The sequence below is a fragment of the Paenibacillus sp. J31R34 genome, from assembly GCF_059383715.1.
Genome location: NZ_JBXENU010000001.1, coordinates 532,748 through 555,807 on the forward strand (window position 1 = coordinate 532,748; position 23,060 = coordinate 555,807).

General features: G+C 44.4%; 17 protein-coding genes. 16 read left to right on the plus strand and 1 reads right to left on the minus strand.

The features are described 5' to 3' along the window. The first annotated feature begins 4 nt into the window (after positions 1 to 4). The 13 genes from AC50YG_RS02235 to AC50YG_RS02295 all read left to right on the plus strand — a co-directional run bounded on the left by AC50YG_RS02235 (position 5) and on the right by AC50YG_RS02295 (position 15,045). Complete coding sequence (locus tag AC50YG_RS02235) at positions 5 to 604, plus strand: D-sedoheptulose-7-phosphate isomerase (RefSeq protein ID WP_494824401.1); 600 nt, start codon at positions 5 to 7, stop codon at positions 602 to 604. After that, entirely contained in the window at positions 585 to 1,049 is a 465-nt protein-coding gene (locus tag AC50YG_RS02240; RefSeq protein ID WP_494824403.1) for a hypothetical protein, read from the plus strand. The genes AC50YG_RS02235 and AC50YG_RS02240 overlap by 20 nt, the downstream gene beginning before the upstream one ends. Then, complete coding sequence (locus AC50YG_RS02245) at positions 1,042 to 1,983, plus strand: phosphotransferase family protein (RefSeq protein ID WP_494824405.1); 942 nt, start codon at positions 1,042 to 1,044, stop codon at positions 1,981 to 1,983. Before AC50YG_RS02240 ends, AC50YG_RS02245 begins: the two co-directional genes overlap by 8 nt. Continuing rightward, positions 1,980 to 3,158 (plus strand): nucleotidyltransferase family protein, encoded by a 1,179-nt coding sequence (locus AC50YG_RS02250; RefSeq protein ID WP_494824407.1) that lies wholly within the window; start codon positions 1,980 to 1,982, stop codon positions 3,156 to 3,158. The genes AC50YG_RS02245 and AC50YG_RS02250 overlap by 4 nt, the downstream gene beginning before the upstream one ends. Before the next feature lie 24 nt (positions 3,159 to 3,182). Beyond that, positions 3,183 to 4,382, plus strand: a complete 1,200-nt coding sequence (locus tag AC50YG_RS02255; protein ID WP_494824410.1) for an acyl-CoA dehydrogenase family protein — start codon at positions 3,183 to 3,185, stop codon at positions 4,380 to 4,382. A 135-nt stretch (positions 4,383 to 4,517) separates the two neighbouring features. Beyond that, positions 4,518 to 5,297: a helix-turn-helix transcriptional regulator gene (locus AC50YG_RS02260; protein ID WP_494824412.1), complete on the plus strand. Its 780-nt coding sequence runs from the start codon at positions 4,518 to 4,520 to the stop codon at positions 5,295 to 5,297. Positions 5,298 to 5,311: 14 nt separating this feature from the next. Further along, positions 5,312 to 5,566: a phosphopantetheine-binding protein gene (locus tag AC50YG_RS02265; RefSeq protein WP_494824414.1), complete on the plus strand. Its 255-nt coding sequence runs from the start codon at positions 5,312 to 5,314 to the stop codon at positions 5,564 to 5,566. Beyond that, positions 5,563 to 6,816 carry an ATP-binding protein gene (locus tag AC50YG_RS02270; protein ID WP_494824416.1) on the plus strand — a complete coding sequence of 418 codons (1,254 nt, stop codon included), beginning with the start codon at positions 5,563 to 5,565 and terminating at the stop codon, positions 6,814 to 6,816. Before AC50YG_RS02265 ends, AC50YG_RS02270 begins: the two co-directional genes overlap by 4 nt. 112 nt (positions 6,817 to 6,928) lie before the next feature. After that, positions 6,929 to 8,593: an ABC transporter ATP-binding protein gene (locus AC50YG_RS02275; protein WP_494825265.1), complete on the plus strand. Its 1,665-nt coding sequence runs from the start codon at positions 6,929 to 6,931 to the stop codon at positions 8,591 to 8,593. Further along, the gene (locus tag AC50YG_RS02280) at positions 8,586 to 10,298 is read left to right on the plus strand and encodes an ABC transporter ATP-binding protein (protein ID WP_494824417.1); all 1,713 of its coding nucleotides are present in this window, start codon (positions 8,586 to 8,588) and stop codon (positions 10,296 to 10,298) included. Before AC50YG_RS02275 ends, AC50YG_RS02280 begins: the two co-directional genes overlap by 8 nt. A gap of 478 nt (positions 10,299 to 10,776) precedes the next feature. Then, complete coding sequence (locus AC50YG_RS02285; protein WP_494825267.1) at positions 10,777 to 12,750, plus strand: ABC transporter substrate-binding protein; 1,974 nt, start codon at positions 10,777 to 10,779, stop codon at positions 12,748 to 12,750. Positions 12,751 to 12,904: 154 nt separating this feature from the next. Beyond that, positions 12,905 to 14,461 (plus strand): ABC-F family ATP-binding cassette domain-containing protein, encoded by a 1,557-nt coding sequence (locus AC50YG_RS02290; protein ID WP_341277968.1) that lies wholly within the window; start codon positions 12,905 to 12,907, stop codon positions 14,459 to 14,461. 125 nt (positions 14,462 to 14,586) lie between these two features. Then, entirely contained in the window at positions 14,587 to 15,045 is a 459-nt protein-coding gene (locus AC50YG_RS02295; RefSeq protein WP_494824418.1) for an OsmC family protein, read from the plus strand. Positions 15,046 to 15,310: 265 nt separating this feature from the next. On the opposite strand, the gene AC50YG_RS02300 is transcribed toward AC50YG_RS02295, so the two are convergent. Beyond that, positions 15,311 to 16,153 carry a helix-turn-helix transcriptional regulator gene (locus AC50YG_RS02300; RefSeq protein ID WP_494824419.1) on the minus strand — a complete coding sequence of 281 codons (843 nt, stop codon included), beginning with the start codon at positions 16,151 to 16,153 and terminating at the stop codon, positions 15,311 to 15,313. Positions 16,154 to 16,268: 115 nt separating this feature from the next. On the opposite strand from AC50YG_RS02300, the gene AC50YG_RS02305 reads away from it, so the two are divergent. The 3 genes from AC50YG_RS02305 to AC50YG_RS02315 all read left to right on the plus strand — a co-directional run bounded on the left by AC50YG_RS02305 (position 16,269) and on the right by AC50YG_RS02315 (position 22,985). Continuing rightward, complete coding sequence (locus tag AC50YG_RS02305; RefSeq protein ID WP_494824421.1) at positions 16,269 to 18,254, plus strand: beta-galactosidase; 1,986 nt, start codon at positions 16,269 to 16,271, stop codon at positions 18,252 to 18,254. A 223-nt stretch (positions 18,255 to 18,477) separates the two neighbouring features. Continuing rightward, positions 18,478 to 20,664 carry an alpha-galactosidase gene (locus AC50YG_RS02310; RefSeq protein WP_494825269.1) on the plus strand — a complete coding sequence of 729 codons (2,187 nt, stop codon included), beginning with the start codon at positions 18,478 to 18,480 and terminating at the stop codon, positions 20,662 to 20,664. A gap of 374 nt (positions 20,665 to 21,038) precedes the next feature. Further along, entirely contained in the window at positions 21,039 to 22,985 is a 1,947-nt protein-coding gene (locus AC50YG_RS02315; RefSeq protein ID WP_494824423.1) for an AraC family transcriptional regulator, read from the plus strand. Positions 22,986 to 23,060 lie beyond the last annotated feature (75 nt).

The following is a 23,060-nucleotide window of genomic DNA, read 5'->3' on the forward strand; positions in this document are numbered from 1 at the left end:
AAATATGTTGACTACAATAATAATGGAACATGTTCAACTTGCGAATAAAATTAAAATAGAGAAAATAGAAGAAATAGAACAACTATGCTCTATCTGTAAACAAGCTATTGAAAACAACAATAGAATTTACTTAATTGGAAATGGTGGGAGTGCTGCCGACTGCCAGCATATTGCAGCTGAACTTGTTGGGCGGTTTCAGAAGGAGCGATCACCTATGCCTGCTATAGCGCTCACTACAGACACATCAATTCTTACATCTATTGGGAATGATTATGGGTTTGAGGCGATCTTTTCACGACAAATACGTGCACTTGTCACAGATCAAGATGTTCTCATTGCCATATCAACCTCTGGGAATAGTCCTAATATTATTGAAGGCATTCAAACAGCAAAGAAACTAGGTGCTTTCGTAATTGGGCTCACAGGCGAAGACGGAGGCAGGATGGGGAAATATTGTGATCTTATAATTAGTATTCCTTCCAGAACGACAGCTCGTGTTCAGGAGATGCATATTCTTATCGGTCATATCATGTGCGAGTCAATAGAAACTGAACTTAATTATGCTATAAAAGGTAGGGTTCAAAATGTCAGTAAATCAGATTGATGAAATGCTGGGGGTTATGGAGACTCATTACTTTTGGGGATTTCTTAATTCAGCTCAGCGATTGGCTATACAGAATACGCTCCTAGGCCGCTCTTTGCATGAAGTCTATCCATACACATATAAGACAATATTCCATGAATTAACAAAAGAAATTGAAGTGCTCTCTAATTTTCCTATTTCATTTGTCCATAAGACCCAGAAGGATTTTGGAGCTGAGCTGACTTTATTTCTTCATCAATGTGAGGATTTAACTCTTCCTGATTTTATAACTAAACCCCAACAATATGGACGGATTGATCGAGAAGAAGGACGGTATGAGTGGAATATGACCGATAAATATTGGATGGTACAAACAAAACACAGTCTCTTGATCGAGGGGGTAGATGAACAATTAATACTTAACAAGGGGCTGCAATGTATTTTAGGGGTGTGTGGAGATGAGTAGCTGGAGCCGGGAAAAGTCTCATCCCATTCATAGATTAGCCCGTTCTCTTTATGGTGCCTCACCTTCCATTGAGCTACTTGCCAATCGACCTTACAATGAAGTCTTTATTGTTAGCTCGCGATTAGGAAAATGGATAGTGAAAATGGAGAAGGACAAAAAGGTGAAGGAGTGTGAAGTGGGGAGTAATGCATTCTTGAAAGAAGCCGGGATTTTAACGTTGCTGCGTCAAAAGGAGCTTTTCGTTCCGAAAGTGAGTGAGGTTGGCGAGATTGAAGGCAAGTCATTTATCGTCATGGAATGTCTTCCTGGTATTCCGTTGGACTCGGTATTTTGGACAATATCTGGAAAAGAGCGGCTTGAATTGATGCAAGAGTTGCAGCAATTGCTCCGTAAAATTCATGATGTACGTTTGCCATATTCAGGTGAGATTACTGCTGATATTTTGGACCATAGGCCATTTCGACCATGGAGAGCCTATCTCATCGATAAACTGCAAATGTATTTAATAAAAAGGCCTCGTACCAACTACCGGACGCAAATACATGAGCTAATAGATCAGGCCTTCACTATATTTCCAGACAACTATGAGGCACAGTCACTTGTTCATAATGATCTGGGTGTTCGAGCTAATAATATTCTTGTCGATCGCATTGGAGATAAGTGGAGAATCATTGGGATTATTGATTGGGAAAGAGCGAAATCCGGAGATCCACTTGAAGAGTTATGCCGATTGGATTTTGAATTGACTAAAGGCTGGCTTCTTCACGCTATTAATGGGAATAACAAATTCAGACCGCCAACATCCATTTTAAACCAGAGTTTTATCGGAAGTTTGAACAGCCCTCAAATTCAGTGGTATCAACAATATGTTAGGATACTACCAACGAAATGGTATTTAGCCTGTGAATCCAATAACGGCGGAGGAAAAGCATGAATACAGCAACTATTCATTTGTTTAGACCTGAGGAGCAGTTACTAATTTTGCTCTCCAAGATGCATATAGATGGAGATACTCTCAAGCACATTGAACATAATTGCAGAGAAATGGATGAATTCAGGTGGTTAAAGCTATATGATTATGCGGTTAAACATAAAATATGCAATGTCATTCATTACACTGCACAGAAGTACAATATTTCTATTTATAAAAACAAAGCATGGGCCAGCTTGTTTGCAAACCAGAAGAAAGCAAATGCCCTACGTAATCATTTTTTATATCAAGAGGTTATTCCCATCCTAAAAGATTTCGAAGCGCAGGGTTTGCGTTATGCAGCATTAAAGGGACTGCACCTTAATCACTCCTTATATCCAGACTACTCTCTTCGATATAATAACGATATTGATTTGCTAGTCGAGGAGTCGGGACTTAGTCAGGTTGCCCAGCGATTGATGGATATTGGATTTGTTCAATCGCTGAATGCAGAAACTATGCAGCCTGCATCAAATAAATTAAAAAAGTTCTATCGGTTGTCAACCCATGAGTTGGTACCCTTTATAAAACGGACTCAGGAGCCTTTCTGTCCAGTCATCAATATTGATATCCAATTTGATATTATAGGTCGATCGAAACTCATTCGAAAAGTAGTGCCCCATGATATTATTTTTGAAGATATTAAGAAAATACCGATTCATTTTGGCGGAGCGACTACAATTAATGTTTTGTCAACAGAGTTCACATTGCTGCAGTTATGTGCGCATTTATTTAGAGATATGACACGTATTCAGGATATTGCAACTGGTCGAGATTTAAAGCTTATTCATTTTCTAGATATTCACTTATGCATTATGAATCAGAATGTGGATTGGGCATCACTGTGCCGCTTTTCTTTAGATTATGAAGTAAATCAACTGCTGTACTACACACTGTACTATGTTCGATATATTTATGATACTCCCATACCACAATGGTTTTTGGATGAGATTGCACTTGATGATGAATTTTTCATTGAAAGATATGGGTTTGAGGAAAAGGGCGAATTTTTTTGGAAGACCCCTTTTCATGAGAGATTATTTGGAGAAAAACACCGAGATGAAATAAAAGGACAAGATGAGATCTTATATGCGGAATCAAACAAATTTAAAAAAGGATTGAATGAGTTCTCTTCCTAAACTTATATATCTGGGGGATTATCAATGGTGAAGCTATCAGAACAAACGCATACAAAGGACATTATTTCGCATCTTATAAAGAAATTTCGAGATAATATTTTCAAGTATGATACGCATGAGCAATTACCAGATGAAAATTTTGATGACATTATTCAACATCAACTGCATTGCCTTACTTTAGATCATCAATTCGGAGGGAGGAGTTATTCCTTTCGTGATACAAGCGATTTCATTATGAAGCTGTCGGCAGCATGCCCTTCAACAGGTTTATGTTTGGCAATGCATTACTATACTTTGGCAGGGTTGAGAGAGTTCAAGAATCATTCAAAGCTGAATGAGATATTTACCGATATTAGTAATAATGGTCATTTTATGTCGTCATTTAACCAGCCGAATATTACTTTTGTACAGAGAGATCAAGACTTTACGAACTGTACCCCTATTCGGATTGAGAGTGTAGATCAGGGGTATATTGTAAATGGTGTTAAAAAGACAGTATCTGGTGCTCAGCGATTTAAATACTTACCTGTATTTGGCTGCCATCATGGTGTGAAAGGCAGCCAATTCGGACTCACAGCGTTAATATTGGATAGGGATGATCCAGGTGTAGAGGTGGATTCAACATGGAAATTATCAGGTATGCGCTCGACAGGAAGTCATAATATTAAACTAAACAATGTATTTGTCCCAGAGAGCAGACGTATAGGAAGGGAAGGCTTTGGAATCGAAGATACACCGAGTATGCTCTTCTGGTCAAGGCTGGCCATCTCATCTGTATATCTGGGAATTGCCCAGGCAGCGATTGAGTATGTTACCACGCTCATGAAGGAAAAAAAAGATCCTATTTCTCAAAGGAGTATAGCTTTCTTGCCTGGTCATCAGTTTAGGTATGCTGATATGAAGGTTAAATTTGAAGCAAGCTATAATCAGTTGTATATGTATGCTTTACAAGCAGAAGAAGAAAACCAATCCGGGAAATTCTCAGATCAGTTGCATCAGAAGGCAGCTATGACAAAGTATTTTGTAACTACTAATGCTAATGATATCGTATGGAAAGCTATGGAAATTGAAGGTTCTGCCTCAATGCTGGAGTCAAGTTTCCTTGAGAAACTATATAGAGATGTTCGCGCCGCGACGTTTCATCAGCCTTCAGAAGATTTGTTGAAGGAGGTACTGGCTAAAAGGTCTTTTGGTATTATTAGACCTAAAGTACGCTGGGTATGATTTTCAAAAATAATAATATGTAATTTATCTAAATTCACAGATAACATCGGGTAATAAAGAGTGAGTCGTTGTTTGTATTTCCATAACCTGCTACAATTGAGCTTATACTGTATGCTACTATTCAGGGTGATCAAAATGGAAATGAAAATTTGTTCAATAAAGCAACAAGAGTTCATTACTCCATCAAGCACAATGTCCTTTGATTTACATAACGGCACCTTGGCGTATTTACAATTTGGAAGCGCAGGCGCTGTGAAATGGAGTAATAAGGCTGAACAAGTTCAAAAAGGAACGATTATAGTTGGAAGCAAGTTTATGATAGATAATTACCGGAACCAATTCCTCTCTCTAAGAGGATTTGTCTTCAACTATACGGGAGCTGAAATTGCAAGAAATCAGTGCCATATTTATAAAGATCCTCACATCTTCCATGAGGTGTCTGCTGTTTTTGATCATGTTACATGTCCCGTACAGATGAACAGGAAGCTATCAGAATCCATTCCGGCTATTCTCGAGCAAATGACAACTCATAGTTCCGACAAGAAATGCTTTGCCAAACAAAGCTCAGGTAAAATGGATAAGCGCTTAATCGTGGTTAATCGCTATATACGCGATAATTTTCAGAAACCGCTTACTTTGCAGGAGTTGGCCGAGCTGATTGAGTGCAATCCGATTTATTTGAGCAATACCTACTCCAAGGTTTTTAAGGTTTCACCTATGAGGTTTGTTCAGCACTTGAGGATGAAAAAGGCGCAGGAGCTACTGATTGCTGAAAGTCTGACTATCGGACAAATCGCAAATAGGCTCGGGTATGTTTCGGGCTCCCAGTTTTCAGAACTGTTCAAGAAATATTATCATATCACGCCAAGCCAGTTTCGAGTAAAATACATGCTCAACAAAACCATTTTGAGGTAATTAGGGGGCTTTCAATGAATTTAGATGAGGTCAAACAAAAGGTTTTAGAAATGTTGGATGAACTGCTGGAACTACAAGGAAAGAAGCTAGGTGAGCAGGAGGATTTAAGCCAACTGGGATTAGACTCATTAAGATCCGTTAATCTCGTCGTTGAATTAGAGGATATTTTTAATATTGTGTTTGAGGATGAAGAGCTGCTATTCGAGAATTTCTCCACCGTGGAGAAGATTACAGACCGAGTAACAGAAAAATTGGTGTTGATCTCATGACATGGCACACGAATCCTAAACATCTGTTTCATAATCGCAACCTCTGGTATTATAACGTGAATCAAGAGCAATATTGGAATGATGCCGTTGTATTTCCAAGCATCAGTGATCCAAATCAGTTGGAGCTCGTTATTCAACAGGAGCAGCAGCTTTTATTTATTGCGCAGCGTGATGATACCGTACTCTTTCGCCATCATCCAGATGATGGCTTTTTAATTTATGTATCGGACTTCGGAATCAAGCTTCCTCAAATTAAGGTCATTCCTAGAGAAGAAAGTTTTAGCCGATATCTGCAAGCGGATACATGTTTTATTCCTTATATTAATTCTGAGGAAGTGTTTACTAGTATCCGCAATGCATCGGAAGGGATGCGACTATTTGGCTCCGAACCTGACCTAGTGAAACGGATCAACAATAAATTCTATACGCGGCAGCTCGCCCAGGCAAATGATTTTACTGTAACCGAAGGCTTCTTCTGTACAGATGAACTAAGCTTGAGAGAAGCCTACACCCATCTCAGGCGTCGTGGGTTTGAACGTTGTGTGGTGAAGGTCCCCTATGGCTCATCCGGCAAAGGATTGAAGGTTATTGAAGGTGATACGTCTTTTGAGATGCTCTTGAAGTTTATGCTTAAGAGGAGCAGACAGTTCCATCTGTTATTGGAGGGCTGGCATCCGGTGCAGCAAAGTATTAATTGTCAGTTATATTTGGATCAAAGCGGCCCAACGATTCTAAGTATAACCGAACAGCAGGTGGACGACCAGGGGGTGTATTTGGGCACGAACTTTTCTCCAGTCTATGATCGTGCCATCATCGAAAACTATAAGTCGGAGATGATTCGGCTTGGTCACATATTATGCAACTTAGGATACCAAGGAATCTGTGGCGTCGATTCGATTATTGACCGGGACAATAAATTATTTCCAATTATTGAACTGAATGCACGCTTCACTCAAGTTACATATCTATTGCCTCTCATATGTGAGGTTTTTCAAGCGTATCGATACGTTGTAAGCAGTTATACCCGTTTTGAATCGAAGACGAGCCATGATTTCACAAGCATCCAGCGCTTGCTGGATGAGCATATTCCAACTCTTCCTGGCTATGAAAAGTTCATCTACACGTTTGCCACCAAAAAATTGCAGAATCCATTTAAAACTATTTATCGTATATGTGTTTTGTTCTGCGGAAGCGATAGGGAAGTGCTGCAGGAACAGATCAAGCTTTTGCATACCTTTAAAGTAGAGTAGGATTCAAGCTTGCAAGGAGGCGTCTGTAATTCATCCTTCACCCTCAGTCCGGTCGTATTTATGGGTTATTCGTTTTCTGAAACCTTATAAGGGAAAAGTTGCTGCATTTATTATTCTTAGCCTGTTCATCATTGGAGTCGAACTGCTCGTTCCAAAGTTTATTCAGTATTTTATTGACAGCCTTCTTCCAGAAGGAAAGCTTGATGTATGGCTGCATGCGCTAGGTATTGTATCCGTGCTCGTCTTGTTTATGATTTTGGCAACACTCCTGCGCAATAAACTGCAGCGCTTTATTCAGGAAAAGGCAGCACGGGATATGCAATTTGCATTATTTACACATTTGCGAAAGCTGGGTTTTTCATATTACGAGAAAAATCCGATTGGGGAAACATTATCTTTATTCAATTCTGAAGTTGGTGCGGTGCAACAAATATATCATCATTACTTTCCCCGTCTGGTGATAACAGGAGTAACTTTTGTGGTTTGCTCTGTATTAATGATTTCTATTCACGTTGGTTTAAGCTTGGTCGTCATTCCATGTTTTTTGTCCTATTATTTAATTGGTCCTTATTTTGAAAAGCAAGCAGCTCGTCTAGGGAGAGAAGCGCAGGTCAAGAGAACAGCCTTTCATAAAAAAATCTATGATACAGTGTCTGCTCTACTCGAATTAAGGGTTTTCAATGGTCAGGATTGGGACCGGCATCAAGCCATAACTAGGCAAAGTGAAATGCAGCAAAAAACAAACCGGCTACATCTGATGAGTTATGCCAGAGGACTTGTGCGCCGTGTGTCTGTGCAGTTCGGAGCCATCGCTGTATTCGTATATGGTTCCTACCTCTTGAGCAAGGATGCGATCAGCACCGGTGCATTGGTGGCCTTTATGTTCTATTATTTCCGTGTGATTCAAGATGTTACGTTCATTGTAACCATGACCTCCGAACAGAAGGTCATTATGAACCAAGTTGAAAGGCTTTTCTCCTTTATAAGAGAGAAGCCGGAGATCAGGGAGAGCAAGGAGACGCGAGAACTCCCGGTGATACGAGGTAAGCTTGAATTTAGAGGAGTGGCGTTTCGTTACCCAGCGCAGTCGGAACTGATTCGTTGTTTTTCGTTAAAAATCAGGCCAGGGGAAAAGATAGCTTTTGTTGGGAAAAGCGGTAATGGCAAATCCACGCTGCTCAAGCTAATTGGCCGCTTCTACGACCCGACGCAAGGCGAAATCAGGCTGGACGATGTTCCCTTGACCCAATTGACGCTGAAGCAGGTTAGAGAATCGATGGGGTTTGTATTCCAGGAAACCTATTTGTTCGGGACAACAATTAAAGAGAATATTCGATTTGGCGCTCCTGATGCAACCGATGAGGAGGTTGAAGCCGCCGCCAAGGCAGCATTTGCTCACGAATTCATTGAGCAGTTCCCTCAAGGCTACGAAACCTATGTTGGCGAGCGGGGAGTGAAGCTGTCCGGAGGACAGAAGCAGCGTATTGCCATTGCTCGCATGTTCATAAAGAACCCGCGTATTGTGCTGCTGGATGAGGCGACAGCAGCGCTTGATAATATCAGTGAACGGGTGGTGCATGAAGCTCTCCATCGTTTATTTAAAGGAAGAACCATCATTGCTGTTGCCCACCAATTATCTACAATTAAAGACTTTGATACCATTGTAGTTCTTGATCATGGAGAAATTGTAGAGCAAGGAAGCTACGAGCAGTTAATGCAGCAACAAGGAGCATTTTGGCAATTGGCTGCCGGGAAGGAGCAGGCTCCCTGTGAGTAATCGAGCATGGATTTGGAAATATGCCAGTCAAGTCAAGGGATACTTGGCCTTTGCGACTTCGTTGTTTATTTTGGAGATGATCGCCAATATTGGTGTTGTCGGCATCCAAAAATTTATTATTGACGATTTGTTTGTGAAACGCAATTTTGATAAGATGTTTGTTTTAATGGCGGGTCTTGCTTGCTTGGCTGTCTTGTATAATGTACTGCATCTCTATGCGGCATTGGTTCGAAATAAAGCCATATTCAGGCTGCAAAGAATGCAGCTTAACGATATGCTGCATTATCTCCACCGCATTCCCGTGAGACGTTTTCGTGAAGAGCGAACAGGGAAGTATGTGACACATTTAACTGATGATATTAATCGATGTGCGGATCTGGTGGGCAACACGCTGCCTAACGGCATCATGGAAATAAGCGGAGCAATCATCTTGTCGATTATTATTGGACTAGCGAGTCCATTGCTACTCCTGATCATTATAGGTGTTAGTGCTACCTATATCGCCTTAGGCAAATACTTTGCCCCCAGAATAAAGCATGCTGAGAAAGAGAGTGCTGGAAGCAGCACAGAGGTGTTGGTTGCTATTGAAGAAGGGGTAGCATCCTCGCGTGAAGTTATTGCCTTCCATCGTCAGGAATGGGAGAGCCAGCGCTTCCGCAATAAGCTGCTTATCCATTTTGACAATCTCATGAGGCAGGTTGGCCTCTCGAACCGACAGGCGCTGCTGTCCATGATGATGCTTTGGGGAATTCGACTGCTTGTGTTGGGATATATGGGAGTCAAGGTTATAGAGGGAGAGCTCTCCATCGGCTGGCTGGTTGTTATCTTTCAGTTTTCCACTCAACTAATGCAATCCTATGAAAAAGTGTACAATTTTTTTATGGGACTTGCTGGAAGTATGGCATATGTGGAGCGTGTGCGTGAAGTTCTGGAAGGAGAAACATTGCTGGATGGCGTGGAAGTGCTAGAGGATTCTGTTAACACCCTTGTCTTTAAGCATGTTGTATTTCAATACAATGCGGAAGATCGGCCAGTTATTCAGGGACTGGACATTAGCTTGCCGATCGGGAAGAAAATTGCATTTGTAGGCACCAGCGGTGGCGGGAAATCGACGATTGCACAACTGCTTGTCCGCTTCTATGAACCGAATCAGGGCGAAATTGCAGTTAACGGACAACTGTTGTCTAGGATTCAACACCAAGATTGGAGCAAACGAATAACGATTGTTTTTCAAGAGGCTTATTTGTTCCCAGATACTATCCGTCATAATCTGATGATGGGGCGTGATATTGCAGAGGGCATCATGCAGGAGATGTGCAGAAGGATGGAAATTCATGAATTTATCATTTCATTGCCAGAAGGTTACGAAACCAAAGTGGGAGAACGGGGAATTCAATTATCTGGCGGCCAACGCCAACGCCTTGCACTTGTCCGCGCGCTGCTTACAGATAGCGAAATCCTAATTTTGGATGAAGCGACTTCTGCGCTGGACATGGAGACGGAGAGGCGGGTGCAGCAGCAGTTGGATCAGTTGCGCAAAGGAAAAACAACGATTATTATCGCGCACAGATTATCAACAATCTTGAATGCAGACATTATCTATGTGTTGGAGAACGGCTACGTCACAGAACAGGGAACGCATAAGCAATTATTGAGCCAGGGGCAAGCCTACACTCGACTGGTTTCGGCCCAGGCCGGTTATTGACAGTGCGCAGCAAAAGAGAATATGAAGTCAATCTGCCGGTCTTGGTGAAGCAGAATTGTTTGTTCAACGATCTTCGCGTCATCAAGCGAGCACAGCCCTGCCGTCTGCGCTCGCTTGATCCTACCCTCTGAACTGGCGGGCTTATTCGCTCCGCGACTCTTTCAGACTTAATAACGCTAACACTGAATCCTCACTACAATCTCCCGCTCATCCCGCTAAAGATAATCTATATCTTCAACGTATACCTGCAGATTGCCCGCGGCGGTGTGCTGCTGAACATCCGCTTCCTTTGATAAAGTGAGATTATCGAGATTCACTAAATGCATCCAAATTTCATCCTGTTTTCTTTTTTTGTCTAGCCGAATCCATTGAGGTTTGCGGGCAAATGAATTATAATTCTCGTTATTGATAATAGTTATCAATAATTATATATGCGACATAAGATTCTACATAAAAAGGGGCTTATCACTTGACTGTCATGCTTAATGCGGAAGAGCATATCCAGCTATGGAATGCTGCTGCTATCAAGGTGATCGACGTAAGGCACTTCAGCATGATGCATGGCGAGGAGTTGCGGTCGTACCTCTTTCCGTCAAGTGTCTTCCTATATGCCATTCGCGGCGAGGCTCAGGTGCTGCTGGACGGGATCGAACATTCCGCGAAGCGCTTCCATCTATGGCACGGTGGAAAAGGGACCTGTCTGGATATTTTTCCAACGGAATCGGAGTTTGAATATTATTTGATCTTCTATAAAGCAACGATTCCATCGACTGGCAGGCGAGAAATCTTGCAGCTCATGGAGCGGTATAATCCGTTTCAACTGCAATATAGTTTGGCTCCACTGCATGCTGCTGTTTTATTTGACAAGGTGGATACAATGCTGAAAGAATGGCAGAGCTCGCGCGCGTTAGAAAAATTTCATGTTAAAACGTTGTTTTATCAATTTGTTTATGAACTGCTATGGCAGCTGGAGCATCAGCAAATTGGCATGAAAAGACCTGATCTTGCAGCTCAGGTCGTTCGCTATATTCAGGAGCATTACCATGAGCCTGTAACCCGCGAATCGATCGCGCAGATTTTTCACTACAGCGTCCCCTATGTATCCAGACAATTTAGACAGGAAACGGGGATAAGCATGATAGATTATGTGATAAGAGAGCGTGTTAACAAAGCCATGGAATACCTGCAGAAAACAGATATGACTGTGCAAGAGGCTTCTGCCGGTGTCGGCTATGACGATGTATCCTATTTCACGAGAATTTTCAAAAAACATACCGGGATGACTCCCAAGCAATTCAAGGATCAGGATAAAGCAAAGAAAGCAGGGTTCGATTATCCTATCATTAGGGTTGGATCGTCCCTTTTCCCGCGCAGACTGCAACGTTATATTGGTAGTGGATATGAGAACCATTATCGATATAAAAGAGAGGGAGATTTATCGATGTACAGACACAAATCATCTATGGGGGTCACTTTACTATTATGCCTTACGCTGTTACTTAGCGCGTGCTCAGGAACAGGCAGCTCTAATAATGGACCAGTTGCGTCATCTACACCAGCAGCAACGACAGATGGAAGCACTCAAGTGCAGGCCTCAGCATCTAACGGTGGTGCAGCGAGCGCAGCGGAAATGGTGACTTATTCGGCAGTGAATGGCGAAGTTAAAATTCCCAAAAATCCGCAGCGTGTCGTTATTATAGCGGGCGCCTTTGTTGGCCATTTGCTGGCACTCGGCATTAAGCCGGTTGGTGCGGGAGAAGAGGCTTTTAACAGCTATACGGAAGGAAAGCTGGATGGGGTCGAAAGTATAGGCGATGGGATTGCGTATGAAAAGATTTTAGAGCTGCAGCCGGATCTCATTATCGTATGGAACGACCCAGCTGTTCTCGACAAGCTGAACCAGATTGCTCCGACGGTAGTTGTCGATTATGGCGTGCCTGTAAGGCAGCAGCTGCTGGAATTCGGGAAAATGACGGGCCGGGAGGAGCAGGCAAATGCCTGGATTACGGCTTGGGATAAAAAGATAGCCGATTATAAGCCGAAGGTGCAAGCGGCTGTGGGTGACAAAACCGTTGCTATCTTTGACTCTGGCAGCGCTAAAGAGTTTTATGCTTACGGCAATAAGCTGGGAAGAGGCGGCGAGATTATTTATGGCGAGTTCCAGTTGAAGGCGCCGCCTATTATTCAGAAAGAAGCGATCGACAGTGGTACAGGCTGGGCGAAGCTGTCTTTGGAGCTGCTGCCCGAATATGCAGGAGATTATATTTTTATAAGCGAGTGGACGGGCAAGGAAAATCCAGAGGCTGTTTTTGAAGGCAGCATGTGGGAGCAACTGGACGCAGTCAAAAACAATCGCGTATTCCGCGAAGAAGGAAGAGGCTTTATGTTCAGCGACCCTTTGTCTTTGGACGCTCAGTTGGAGTTTGTTGTGAAGAGCTTTATTGGGAAATGATTGGTGTTTGACAGGGAGAAGCCAGAGCCGTGAGTATGCGGTTCTGGCTTTTTTATCCCATATTCTATATTTTTTTTAAAATCGGTATGGAGTTGTGGGGCTATAACCTTTATAATTTGACGAGAATACTTTAATAAAGGAATAGGTGTTATTGATGAGCATATTAAATGTAGAGCGGCTGAGCCATGGTTTCGGAGACCGGGCAATTTTCAGCGATGTATCATTCCGCCTTCTGAAGGGCGAGCATATCGGTCTGATTGGTGCCAATGGTGAAGGGAAGTCCACCTTTATGAACATCATCACAGGCAAGCTTCAGCCGGACGATGGTAAAGTTGAGTGGGCAAGACGCATGCGGACGGGCTATCTGGATCAGCACGCTGTGCTGACAAAGGGACAGTCCATGCGCGATGTTCTGCGCGGTGCGTTCCAATATCTGTTCGATATGGAGCAGGAAATGAACGATATGTATGGCAGAATGGGTGATGTTTCTCCAGAGGAGCTGGAGCAGCTGCTGGAGGATGTCGGAACGATTCAGGACACGCTAACGAATCAGGATTTTTATATGATTGATGCCAAAATCGATGAAACGGCTCGCGGTCTTGGACTTACGGATATCGGTTTAGACAAGGATGTTCATGATCTCAGTGGAGGTCAGCGCACCAAGGTACTGCTGGCCAAATTGCTGCTAGAGAAACCGGATATCCTATTGCTTGACGAGCCTACGAATTATCTCGACGAGCAGCATATCGTATGGCTTACCCGATATTTACAGGAATACGAAAATGCCTTTATTTTAATCTCGCATGATATTCCGTTCTTGAACAGCGTCATTAACCTGATCTACCATATGGAAAATCAGTCGTTGTCGCGCTATGTGGGGGATTATGAGTATTTCCAGCAGGTGTACGAGGCGAAAAAGCACCAGCTTGAATCTGCTTTTAAACGGCAGCAGCAGGAAATCTCGGAATTGAAGGACTTCGTTGCACGCAACAAGGCCAGCGTGGCTACGCGTAATATGGCGATGTCTAGGCAGAAAAAGCTCGATAAGATGGACGTTATAGAACTCGCTAGGGAAAAACCAAAGCCTCAGTTCAACTTCAAGCCGGCGCGCACTTCCGGCAAGGTTATTTTTGAAACGAAGGATCTCGTCATCGGCTATGATTCACCACTGTCGAGACCGTTGAATCTGAGCATGGAGCGGGGACAAAAAATAGCGTTGGTCGGTTCGAACGGGATTGGTAAAACAACGCTGCTGCGCAGTATTCTCGGCCAAATACCAGCGATTTCAGGCTCAGCAAGGCTAGGGGATCTGCTAGAAATCGGCTATTTTGAGCAGGAAATGAAGGAAACGAACAACAACACCTGTATCGAAGAAGTTTGGAAGGAGTTCCCGTCCTTTACACAGTTTGAAATACGGGCGGCTCTTGCCAAATGCGGCCTGACAACCAAGCACATCGAGAGCAAAATCGTGGTGCTAAGCGGCGGAGAGAAAGCCAAAGTCCGCTTGTGCAAGCTGATCAACCACGAGACGAATCTGCTCGTGCTGGATGAGCCGACCAACCATCTCGACGTGGATGCAAAGGATGAGCTGCAGCGTGCACTGAAAGCATATAAGGGAAGCATTTTGCTGATTTCCCATGAACCCGAATTTTACCGCGATATTGTGACGGATACGTGGAACTGCGAAGATTGGACAACGAAAGTATTTTAATGGTAAAACAGGAATACAGGAATACAGGGCTGCCCTCATAGAGGCGGCCTTTTTTTACTGGAGGAATGAACCATTTATACGATGAATCCGAGCTTGAAACAAAGCTATCGAAAGGAATGAGGGAGATGAAACACCCTTTTCATCTGAAAGCGGTATGGAATGGTGGGCGTAACAGTGAAGGACATATCAATGCCGGCGGGTTAAAAACGATCATTTCGATTCCGCAGGAGATGGGCGGGCCAGGAACAGGTACCAACCCTGACGAAATGCTTTTGGGGGCAGCAGCGACCTGTTATCTGATTACCCTTGCAGCGATGCTCGAGCGTTCGGATATTACACCGCAGGAGCTGACTCTGGAGTCTGAAGCGATTGTAGATGTAACGAATAATGTGTTTACATACGAACGGATTGTACACAAACCGCGAATTGTGCTAAAGGTGGATACGTCCGAGGCAGAACGGATGAAGGTAGAGCGGCTGGCACATCGGGCAGAAGAGTCCTGTATGATCTCGAGAGCAGTTGCAGGCAATGTCTTGATAGAGACGCAGCCTAGTATTGTGATAATAGGGGTTAATGCGGTGTAATGTGCTGTATTTGTCAAAGGGGATTGAAAGACAAACGGAATCATAGGGGGTCAGCTAGTTTTTGATTTACAGGTACCTTCCATTGAAAGGATGTTTGCGTGAATCAATTATTCAAAGAACCTTCTGCTGGTATGTTGGCGGGAGTTTTTTGTTTGAAATATAGGTTCGATTGATAATAAAGGCGATCATTCCTTCGGGGATGATCGCCTTTGTTCGAATCTAAGACTAAAGTTCTTTCCAGTAAAAAATGGATATCCTATATATGTTACGACTTCTGATAGCTGCGGCGGAAGGCGCCGGGTGTGAGCCGTTCCAGCTTCTTGAAGATTGCTCCATAATAGCTGGCAGATTCGAAGCCGACTTGATGAGCAATATCCTGCATCCCACGCTGCACATTGTCGAGCAGCAGTTCCTTGCTCTTGTTAACCCTTACCTGATTGACATAGCTGATGGGACGAATGCCTGTCGTCTTCTTGAACAAATGGCAGAAGTATTCCGGTGTAACGCACATCAGTCCGGCGAGCGTCTGCAAGGTAATCTCTTCGGCATAATGCTGATCAATATAGTCCAGGACCGGCTTTAACCGCTCATACTGCTGCCCGACAGTATCGCTGCCCTCGACAGAGACGCGCTGAATAATCTCCGTCAATAAGGTATAGAGGATGGCGGAGCAGGCGTAATTGCTTAACGTTTGCTCTTGCGGCGTAAGAGCAGCTTGCAGCAGTTCCCGCATTCGGGAAAGAAGGTATTCGGGCGATGCGAGCGTGAATACGCATGTGTCTACAATGCCGACTGTTTCAAACAAGCCCGCTGACCCGCTGCCATCGAAGATGATCCAATCGACTTTCCAGCTCCCCGATAAAGCATAGTATTCGTGCTGCTGGCCGGGGAACAGCAGCATGCCCATGCCTGGCTTGACGATATGCTCCGTTTCACTTAGCTTGAGCTTGCCCTCGCCACTGCGGCATTGAATCCACTGATAGTCCAGGATACCTGGGTCTCGGCGTATATGCTCCTGTTCATGATGCAGACCGATGCCAAGCAAATAAAAAGGGAGCAGCTTGTCTCGGGAGGATAGTACCGGGAAAGCACGATTAGGGTGAGGCATGTCACCAATCCTCCTATTTTCTTAATATTATTATATCGTATTAATTATTTAAGATATTCACTCCAATTAATATATCATATAATCGCAATATATTGATAATAAAGGAGATCTCAGGATGGCGATTAAGATTGGAATTGATTATTATCCAGAGCAATGGGCTCCCGAGCTATGGGAGAAGGATGCAGCGCTTATGCAAGAGACGGGTGTTGCTGTTGTACGAATGGCGGAGTTCGCCTGGAGCCGAATGGAACCGAACGAGGGTGATTATCGGTTTGAATGGTTGGATGCGGCTATAGAAGTATTTGCCGCGCGCGGCATGGAGATCGTCTTATGCACACCTACCAATACCCCGCCCAACTGGATGACAACCCGTTATTCAGATGTATTGCCAATGGATGAGCACCGTCAAATAATCCGGAAGGGTGTGCGTGGACATCGTTGCAACAACAGCTATTCCTTGAGAATGCTGGGCTCCAAATTTGTGGAAGCGATGTCACTGCGCTATGCGAAGCATCCAGCCGTCATTGGCTGGCAAATCGATAACGAGATGCACTACCAGGAATGCCATTGCGATACGTGCAATCGTTCATTTGTCGCTTGGCTGCAGAAGCGTTATTCCAGTCTGGAAGAGTTGAACCGGGAGTGGGGTACGGTCGTCTGGAGCGGGGAGTACAGCAGTTGGGCCGAGGTAACGACGCCGCTCGGTACCAGCAAGCCGATGAATCCTTCCTATCTACTGGAGTACAAGCGGTTCTGCTCGGACAGCGTAGGCTATCTGTTGGGATGGCAGCTTGAAATTCTACGCAGCAACTGTCCAGGCCAATTTGTTACGCATAACATGTGGCAATACCCGAATAACCTTGACTATTATGATCTCTACAAAGAGCTGGACTTCGTCTCTGTTGATTATTATCCGAATGAGCTGTATCGCGATTATGGCGATCGGTTTCCGAGGAACGGAGCGCTGACGCTGGACTTGGTTCGCGGCATCAAGCGCCGCAATTTCTGGGTAATGGAGCAGCTGAGCGGAGCGCAGGGTGCCTGGATGCCGATTCAGCGCACTCCTTATCCTGGACTGATCCGGGCCCGTTCCTGGCAGACAATCGCCCGCGGCGCCGATATGGTCGTCCATTTCCGCTGGCGGAGTGCTGCCGTCGGAGCCGAACAGTTCTGGCATGGGCTTATCGACCATAGCAATGTTCCTGGACGCAGGTTCAGGGAGTTCGCGGAGCTTACCTGCGAGGTGAACCGGCTAGGAGAACGGCTGGCCGGCTCAACAATCGTTACCCAGGTTGCGATTCTACATTCGCATGATCAGCATACGGCGCTTTCCCTTCAGGCTCAAGCGGAGGGGGGAATGCACTATATCGACAACTTGTCCTCCATGCATAATGCATTTCTGAAAATGGGCGTCGGTACGGACGTTATCAACTGGACCGAGGAGCTCGATGGCTACAAGCTGGTCATTGTCCCTTCCCTCTTTTTGTTAAGTGAAGAAGCAGCGCAGCGGCTGGAGCGATTCGCAGCCGGGGGCGGCACAGTCGTCCTCTCCAATCGGACAGGCGTGAAGAACATGAGGAATGTATGTGAGATGCTGCCTCTGCCGGGGCTGCTGGCGGAAGCGGCGGGTGTTGTCGTTAGTGAATATGATGCAATTGGCAACAGCGAGCACCGGATTCGGAACGCGGAGGGCCAGACATTCGCTGCGAAGCAATGGTGCGATCTGCTGGAACTGCGAGGAGCGGAACCGATTGCCTGGTATGACAACGACTTTTACGAGGGGGTGCCGGCGATTACTGTCAATAAGCTTGGTGAAGGTGAAGTATATTATGTCGGCACTTGGCCGGAGCCATCGTATTTCTATCAGCTGTTCGAAGGCATATTAAAGGAAAAGGACTTGGCGCCTAAGCTCCAGTTGCCGGAAGGTGTCGAGCTATCGATTCGAACAAAGGGGGAGGAAAGCTTCCTGTTTCTGATCAACTTGACGAACGAGGAACGTGAGATTACGCTTGACACTCCCTATCGCAGCTTGTTAACCAGCGAGAAATTGGAGCAGAAAATGACGCTCCCAGCTCTAGGAGTAGATATTCTAACTTTATAAGATCAGCGGGTTGCATCTTTGCGAAGGGCTGTCTCACTGGGCGTAACACCTGAGAGACGGCTCTTTATCACTATGGTTTATCATGGGTTTTCTGTCCGGAAATGCTTTTTGATATATTAGTACTGTATAGTTGGCGAAGCTTCTATTAATCTAAACCAGCTTAAAACCATATTTATTTTGTGGAGATTAACTTTTAATGGATAGTGCGAGAGGAGTATTTTATATGGGCATCATTGTTCAAGAGAATAGGGGGATATTTCACCTGCAGTCCACCGGAATGAGTTATCTTATTCAAATCGTGGACGGATATCCTATTCATGTATATTGGGGAGACAAACTGAAGCATCGGGAATCCATGACGGATTTATTAATTCACACTCCCGAGAAGGCCGGATTGGATCGCTTGCTTCAAGAATACCCTCAATATGGGAGCGGGGACTTTCGCAACCCGGCTTATCAAGTAGAACTTGAGGATGGAACTAGAATTACGGAGTTAAAGTACGCAGGCTACAAGCTCATTAAGGGAAAACCGTTGTTAGCTGGACTTCCGGCCGTTTATGTAGAGAATGAAGACGAAGCAGAGACATTGGAGTTGGAGCTGAAGGATGCTTATTCGGGTCTAAAAGTTGTCCTTATCTATACGATCTTCGCTGATCGAAATGTCATCGTCCGTTCTGCACGTTTGAGCAATGAGGGGGGCAAGAAGCTTCGGCTACTCCGTGCTCTAAGCGCAAGTGTGGACTTCGGTGGCAAAGGAAACTTGGAGATCATCTATCTTTCCGGAGCCTGGGCTCGGGAAGGCAATATTACCCGTAGAGCGCTTCATCAAGGTGAGACCCGAATCGACAGTAAGAGAGGAATGAGCAGCCATCAATTAAACCCATTTTCTGCGTTAGTCACACCGGAAACGACTGAGCACAATGGTGAAGCTTACGGCTTCAGTCTGGTGTACAGCGGCGGATTTGAAGCGGTAGCAGAAGTGGATTCATTTGGCTCTACGCGAATTAGTATGGGAATAAACTCCTTTGATTTTACATGGCTGCTAAATCCAGATGAGAGTTTCACATCGCCGGAAGTTATTATGGTTTTCTCCAAGCAAGGATTGGGAGAGATGTCGCGTACTTATCATCGTTTATATCGTACAAGGCTATGCCGAGGGAAATACCGGGATGAAGAACGGCCAGTTCTAGTCAACAACTGGGAAGCTACTTATTTTAATTTTAATGCCGATAAGTTGGTATCAATAGCAGATGAGGGTGCAAAGCTAGGAATAGAGCTGTTTGTTTTGGATGACGGCTGGTTCGGGAAACGGGATTCCGACAATTCGTCACTTGGAGATTGGTACGAGGATCGCCGGAAACTGCCTGACGGACTTTCGGCCGTGGCGGAACGCATTAATGGGCTAGGGATTAAATTCGGACTCTGGTTTGAGCCCGAGATGATCTCGCCGGACAGCGATCTTTACCGAAAGCATCCGGACTGGTGTCTTCATGTTCCTGAGCGCAGGCGCAGCGAAGCAAGATGGCAGCTCGTGCTGGATTATACTCGCAAGGAAGTTCGAGATTACATTTACGACTCCCTTTCAGCGATCTTCTCAAGCGTGCCTGTCTCTTATGTAAAATGGGACATGAACCGTGCGCTGACGGAAATCGGTTCCGCAATGTTGCCGCCTGAACGTCAATCGGAGACGGCCCATCGCTATGTTCTAGGATTGTACGAGCTGTTGGAACGCATCACCACGGCATATCCGGATATTCTGTTTGAGAGCTGCTCAAGCGGAGGGGGCCGTTTCGATCCCGGAATGCTCTACTACATGCCTCAAACTTGGACAAGCGATAATACGGATGCTGTAGAACGGTTAAAAATACAATATGGTATCAGCCTTGTTTACCCTATAAGCGCAATTGGAGCGCATGTATCAGCCGTTCCGAATCATCAAGTCGGCCGGATAACGCCACTTGATTTTCGAGGGAACGTCGCCATGTCCGGGAACTTTGGATATGAGCTTGATCTAACCAAATTCAGTGATGAAGAAAAAGAGATTGTCAAAAACCAAGTCAAATCCTATAAGCAGATTCGCGGATTAGTTCAGAAGGGCGACTTGTATCGCCTAAAGAGTCCGTTTGAAGGGAACGAATCGGCTTGGATGTTTGTATCCGAAGACAAAGAGGAAGCCGTTGTGTACTATTTCCAAGTGATGGCCGTGCCGAACGCACCGCGAAAAACCTTACGGCTAGATGGGCTTAACCCGGAACTTGATTACGAAGTTTGGTCAAGTGATCGTGGGGAAGAGTCTAGCTATTATGGGGGAGACAGGCTCATGCAGTTGGGACTGCATCTTGCTTATCTGCAGAAAGATTATGAAAGTGGATGGTTCAGACTTAAAGCAGTTAAGGCATCCAATACGTAATCCCTATGGAATAAAAACTAGTAACAAAACAATTTTTCTAGTAGTCAGAAATAGAGACTATTCTATGCTGACTTCTTTAGTATCGATAGGTTACTTGTTCAGCTTATTATAAAATAGTTTGGAAACGAATACCAATTATCCCGATTTAGTTATGATTGATACTATAGGTAAATACATCGGAAAACTAAGTATTTAGAGAATACTAGGACGTGTTTGAAAACTCATTAATGAGTTTTCAGACACGTCCTAGTCGAATAACCGTATATGAGCGCAGTCTTTGAAAGATTTGCTGAAACTGCTATACTCAGGGCAGGTATGCAAGACTGATCTATCCAAGTTAATAAAGCGATTACGGAAGGAGTTTTTGTCACAGGATGAAGCAGCAAGAAGAGTACAAGGCATGGAATCACATACATATTGAGCTGGCTGACATCCGCCTGCATACTCTAGATGTGGGAGAGTCCAGAAGCAGCTACCGTTTGCCTGCAAGTGCCTTTTTATTTCTGTATAAGGGCAAAGCGACGATACGGATGGATGGACTTATTCATCCTGTTGAGCATTTTCATTGTCTGCATGGCAGCAAGGGAATGCGACTGGATATTGAAGCAGCGGAATATTTGGAATATTATATGGTGCTATATCGTGGCGACTTTCCGCTGCGCCGAAGGCAATTTCTGGACAAGGGCGGAATTCCACCTTTTCAGCAAATATTTGCTTTTGCTCCCGCTCAGCCTGTAGGGCTCTATCAGATGCTACAGCGGATGGAGGATGCTTGGAATCGATCGACGGAGAAAGATAAATTTTTAGCGAAAACACTCTTCTTTCCATTTATTCTGGAAATGCTTCAGCAAAAGCAGCAGCTAGGAATGAACCTCCTTCCGACAGAAGTTGTGAAGCAAGTAGCTCAGTATATGCATGAGCATGTGGATGAGCCATTGACGCTGGAGCTGCTAGGGAAGAAATTTGGCTACAACCCCCAATATTTGGCCCGTAGATTCAAGGAATTAACGATGCACAGCCCAATTGATTATTTAATAGGGCTTCGTATTGAAAAAGCGTGTCATATGCTGCAAAACACAGATGCTTCGATTGGTGATATTGCCCAGAGTGTAGGCTATGGGGATGTGTTTTATTTTAATCGTATTTTCAAAAAAAACGTTGGTCTTTCTCCCAGCCATTTTAAAAAAAAGCTGTCAGATAACGATGGTGTTCGGTATTATCCATATAAAAAGTGGGGATTGTCCATGTCAGAGTCTACTTCTCCATGCTATAGTGATAATGATAATTGTTATCAATATAAAGAAAAGGGAGAGTCTTACATGTACCGAGCATCCAGAAAAAATATGATGGCAGCACTTCTTATCTGTATAGCTTTATTGATTACAGCCTGCGGAGGGGGGAATGTGAATCTACAGTCCCCATCGGAAACAGCAACTGCTGGCTCTAATTCTTCAGCACTAACTCAGAAAGCGACGCCGGTAACAGATACCAAAATTGTGAATACCGCTTTCGGCGAGGTGGAAGTTTCCAAAAAGCCGGAACGCATTGTGGCGATTCAATATTTGAGCAGTCTTCTAGCCGTAAAGGCTAATCCCATCGCCTCTACGACGCGTATCATGGACAACCCGTATTTTAACGGTTTAACGGACAATATTGAGATTGTTGGTTCTTCCGGCAGCGATGTTTCCTTTGAAAAGCTGATAGAGCTTAATCCCGATTTGATTGTCGTCATGACATCGGATGAGGAAGAATATAAAAAGTACAGTAAAATTGCACCAACGATTGCTATTCCCTATGGGAACTTCACGTCCATTGAGGAGGAAGTGAAATTCTTTGGAGATCTGCTTGGACGGGACGAGGAGGCCTCTTCATGGATTGCCGATTATAATGCGCGAATCGCTGCTGCAAGTGCCAAGGTCCAAGCAGTGATACCTGCCGATGCAACCTTTAGTATCATGCAGGAAACAGACAAAACATTAAGTATTTATGGCAGTGAGTTTGGCCGTGGCGGAAAAGTTATTTATGAGAATCTAGGACGGATTTCGCCTCCATCCTATGATGAAGCAGTTAAGGAAGCTAAATACAAGGATATCTCAATGGAAGTATTGGAGCAATATGCTGGAGACTATATTATCCTGACTACCGAGAAATCAGTGGAGGAGCTTCGCGAGGACCCGATTTGGGGAGGGCTGGAAGCAGTCAAAAATGGCAGACTTTATGCCTGGCCTAACATCCGCTCTTATTTTATTGACCCGTTGTCGGTGCTGATGCAGACAGAAGAATTGGCTGATTGGCTGACGAATGTACCTCAAACCAAATGATAAAGAATAGGGTATTAAAGCTTCTGCAAGTAGTATTAGCAGGAGAGTATTAAAATTGCAATTAAATAATGAAGA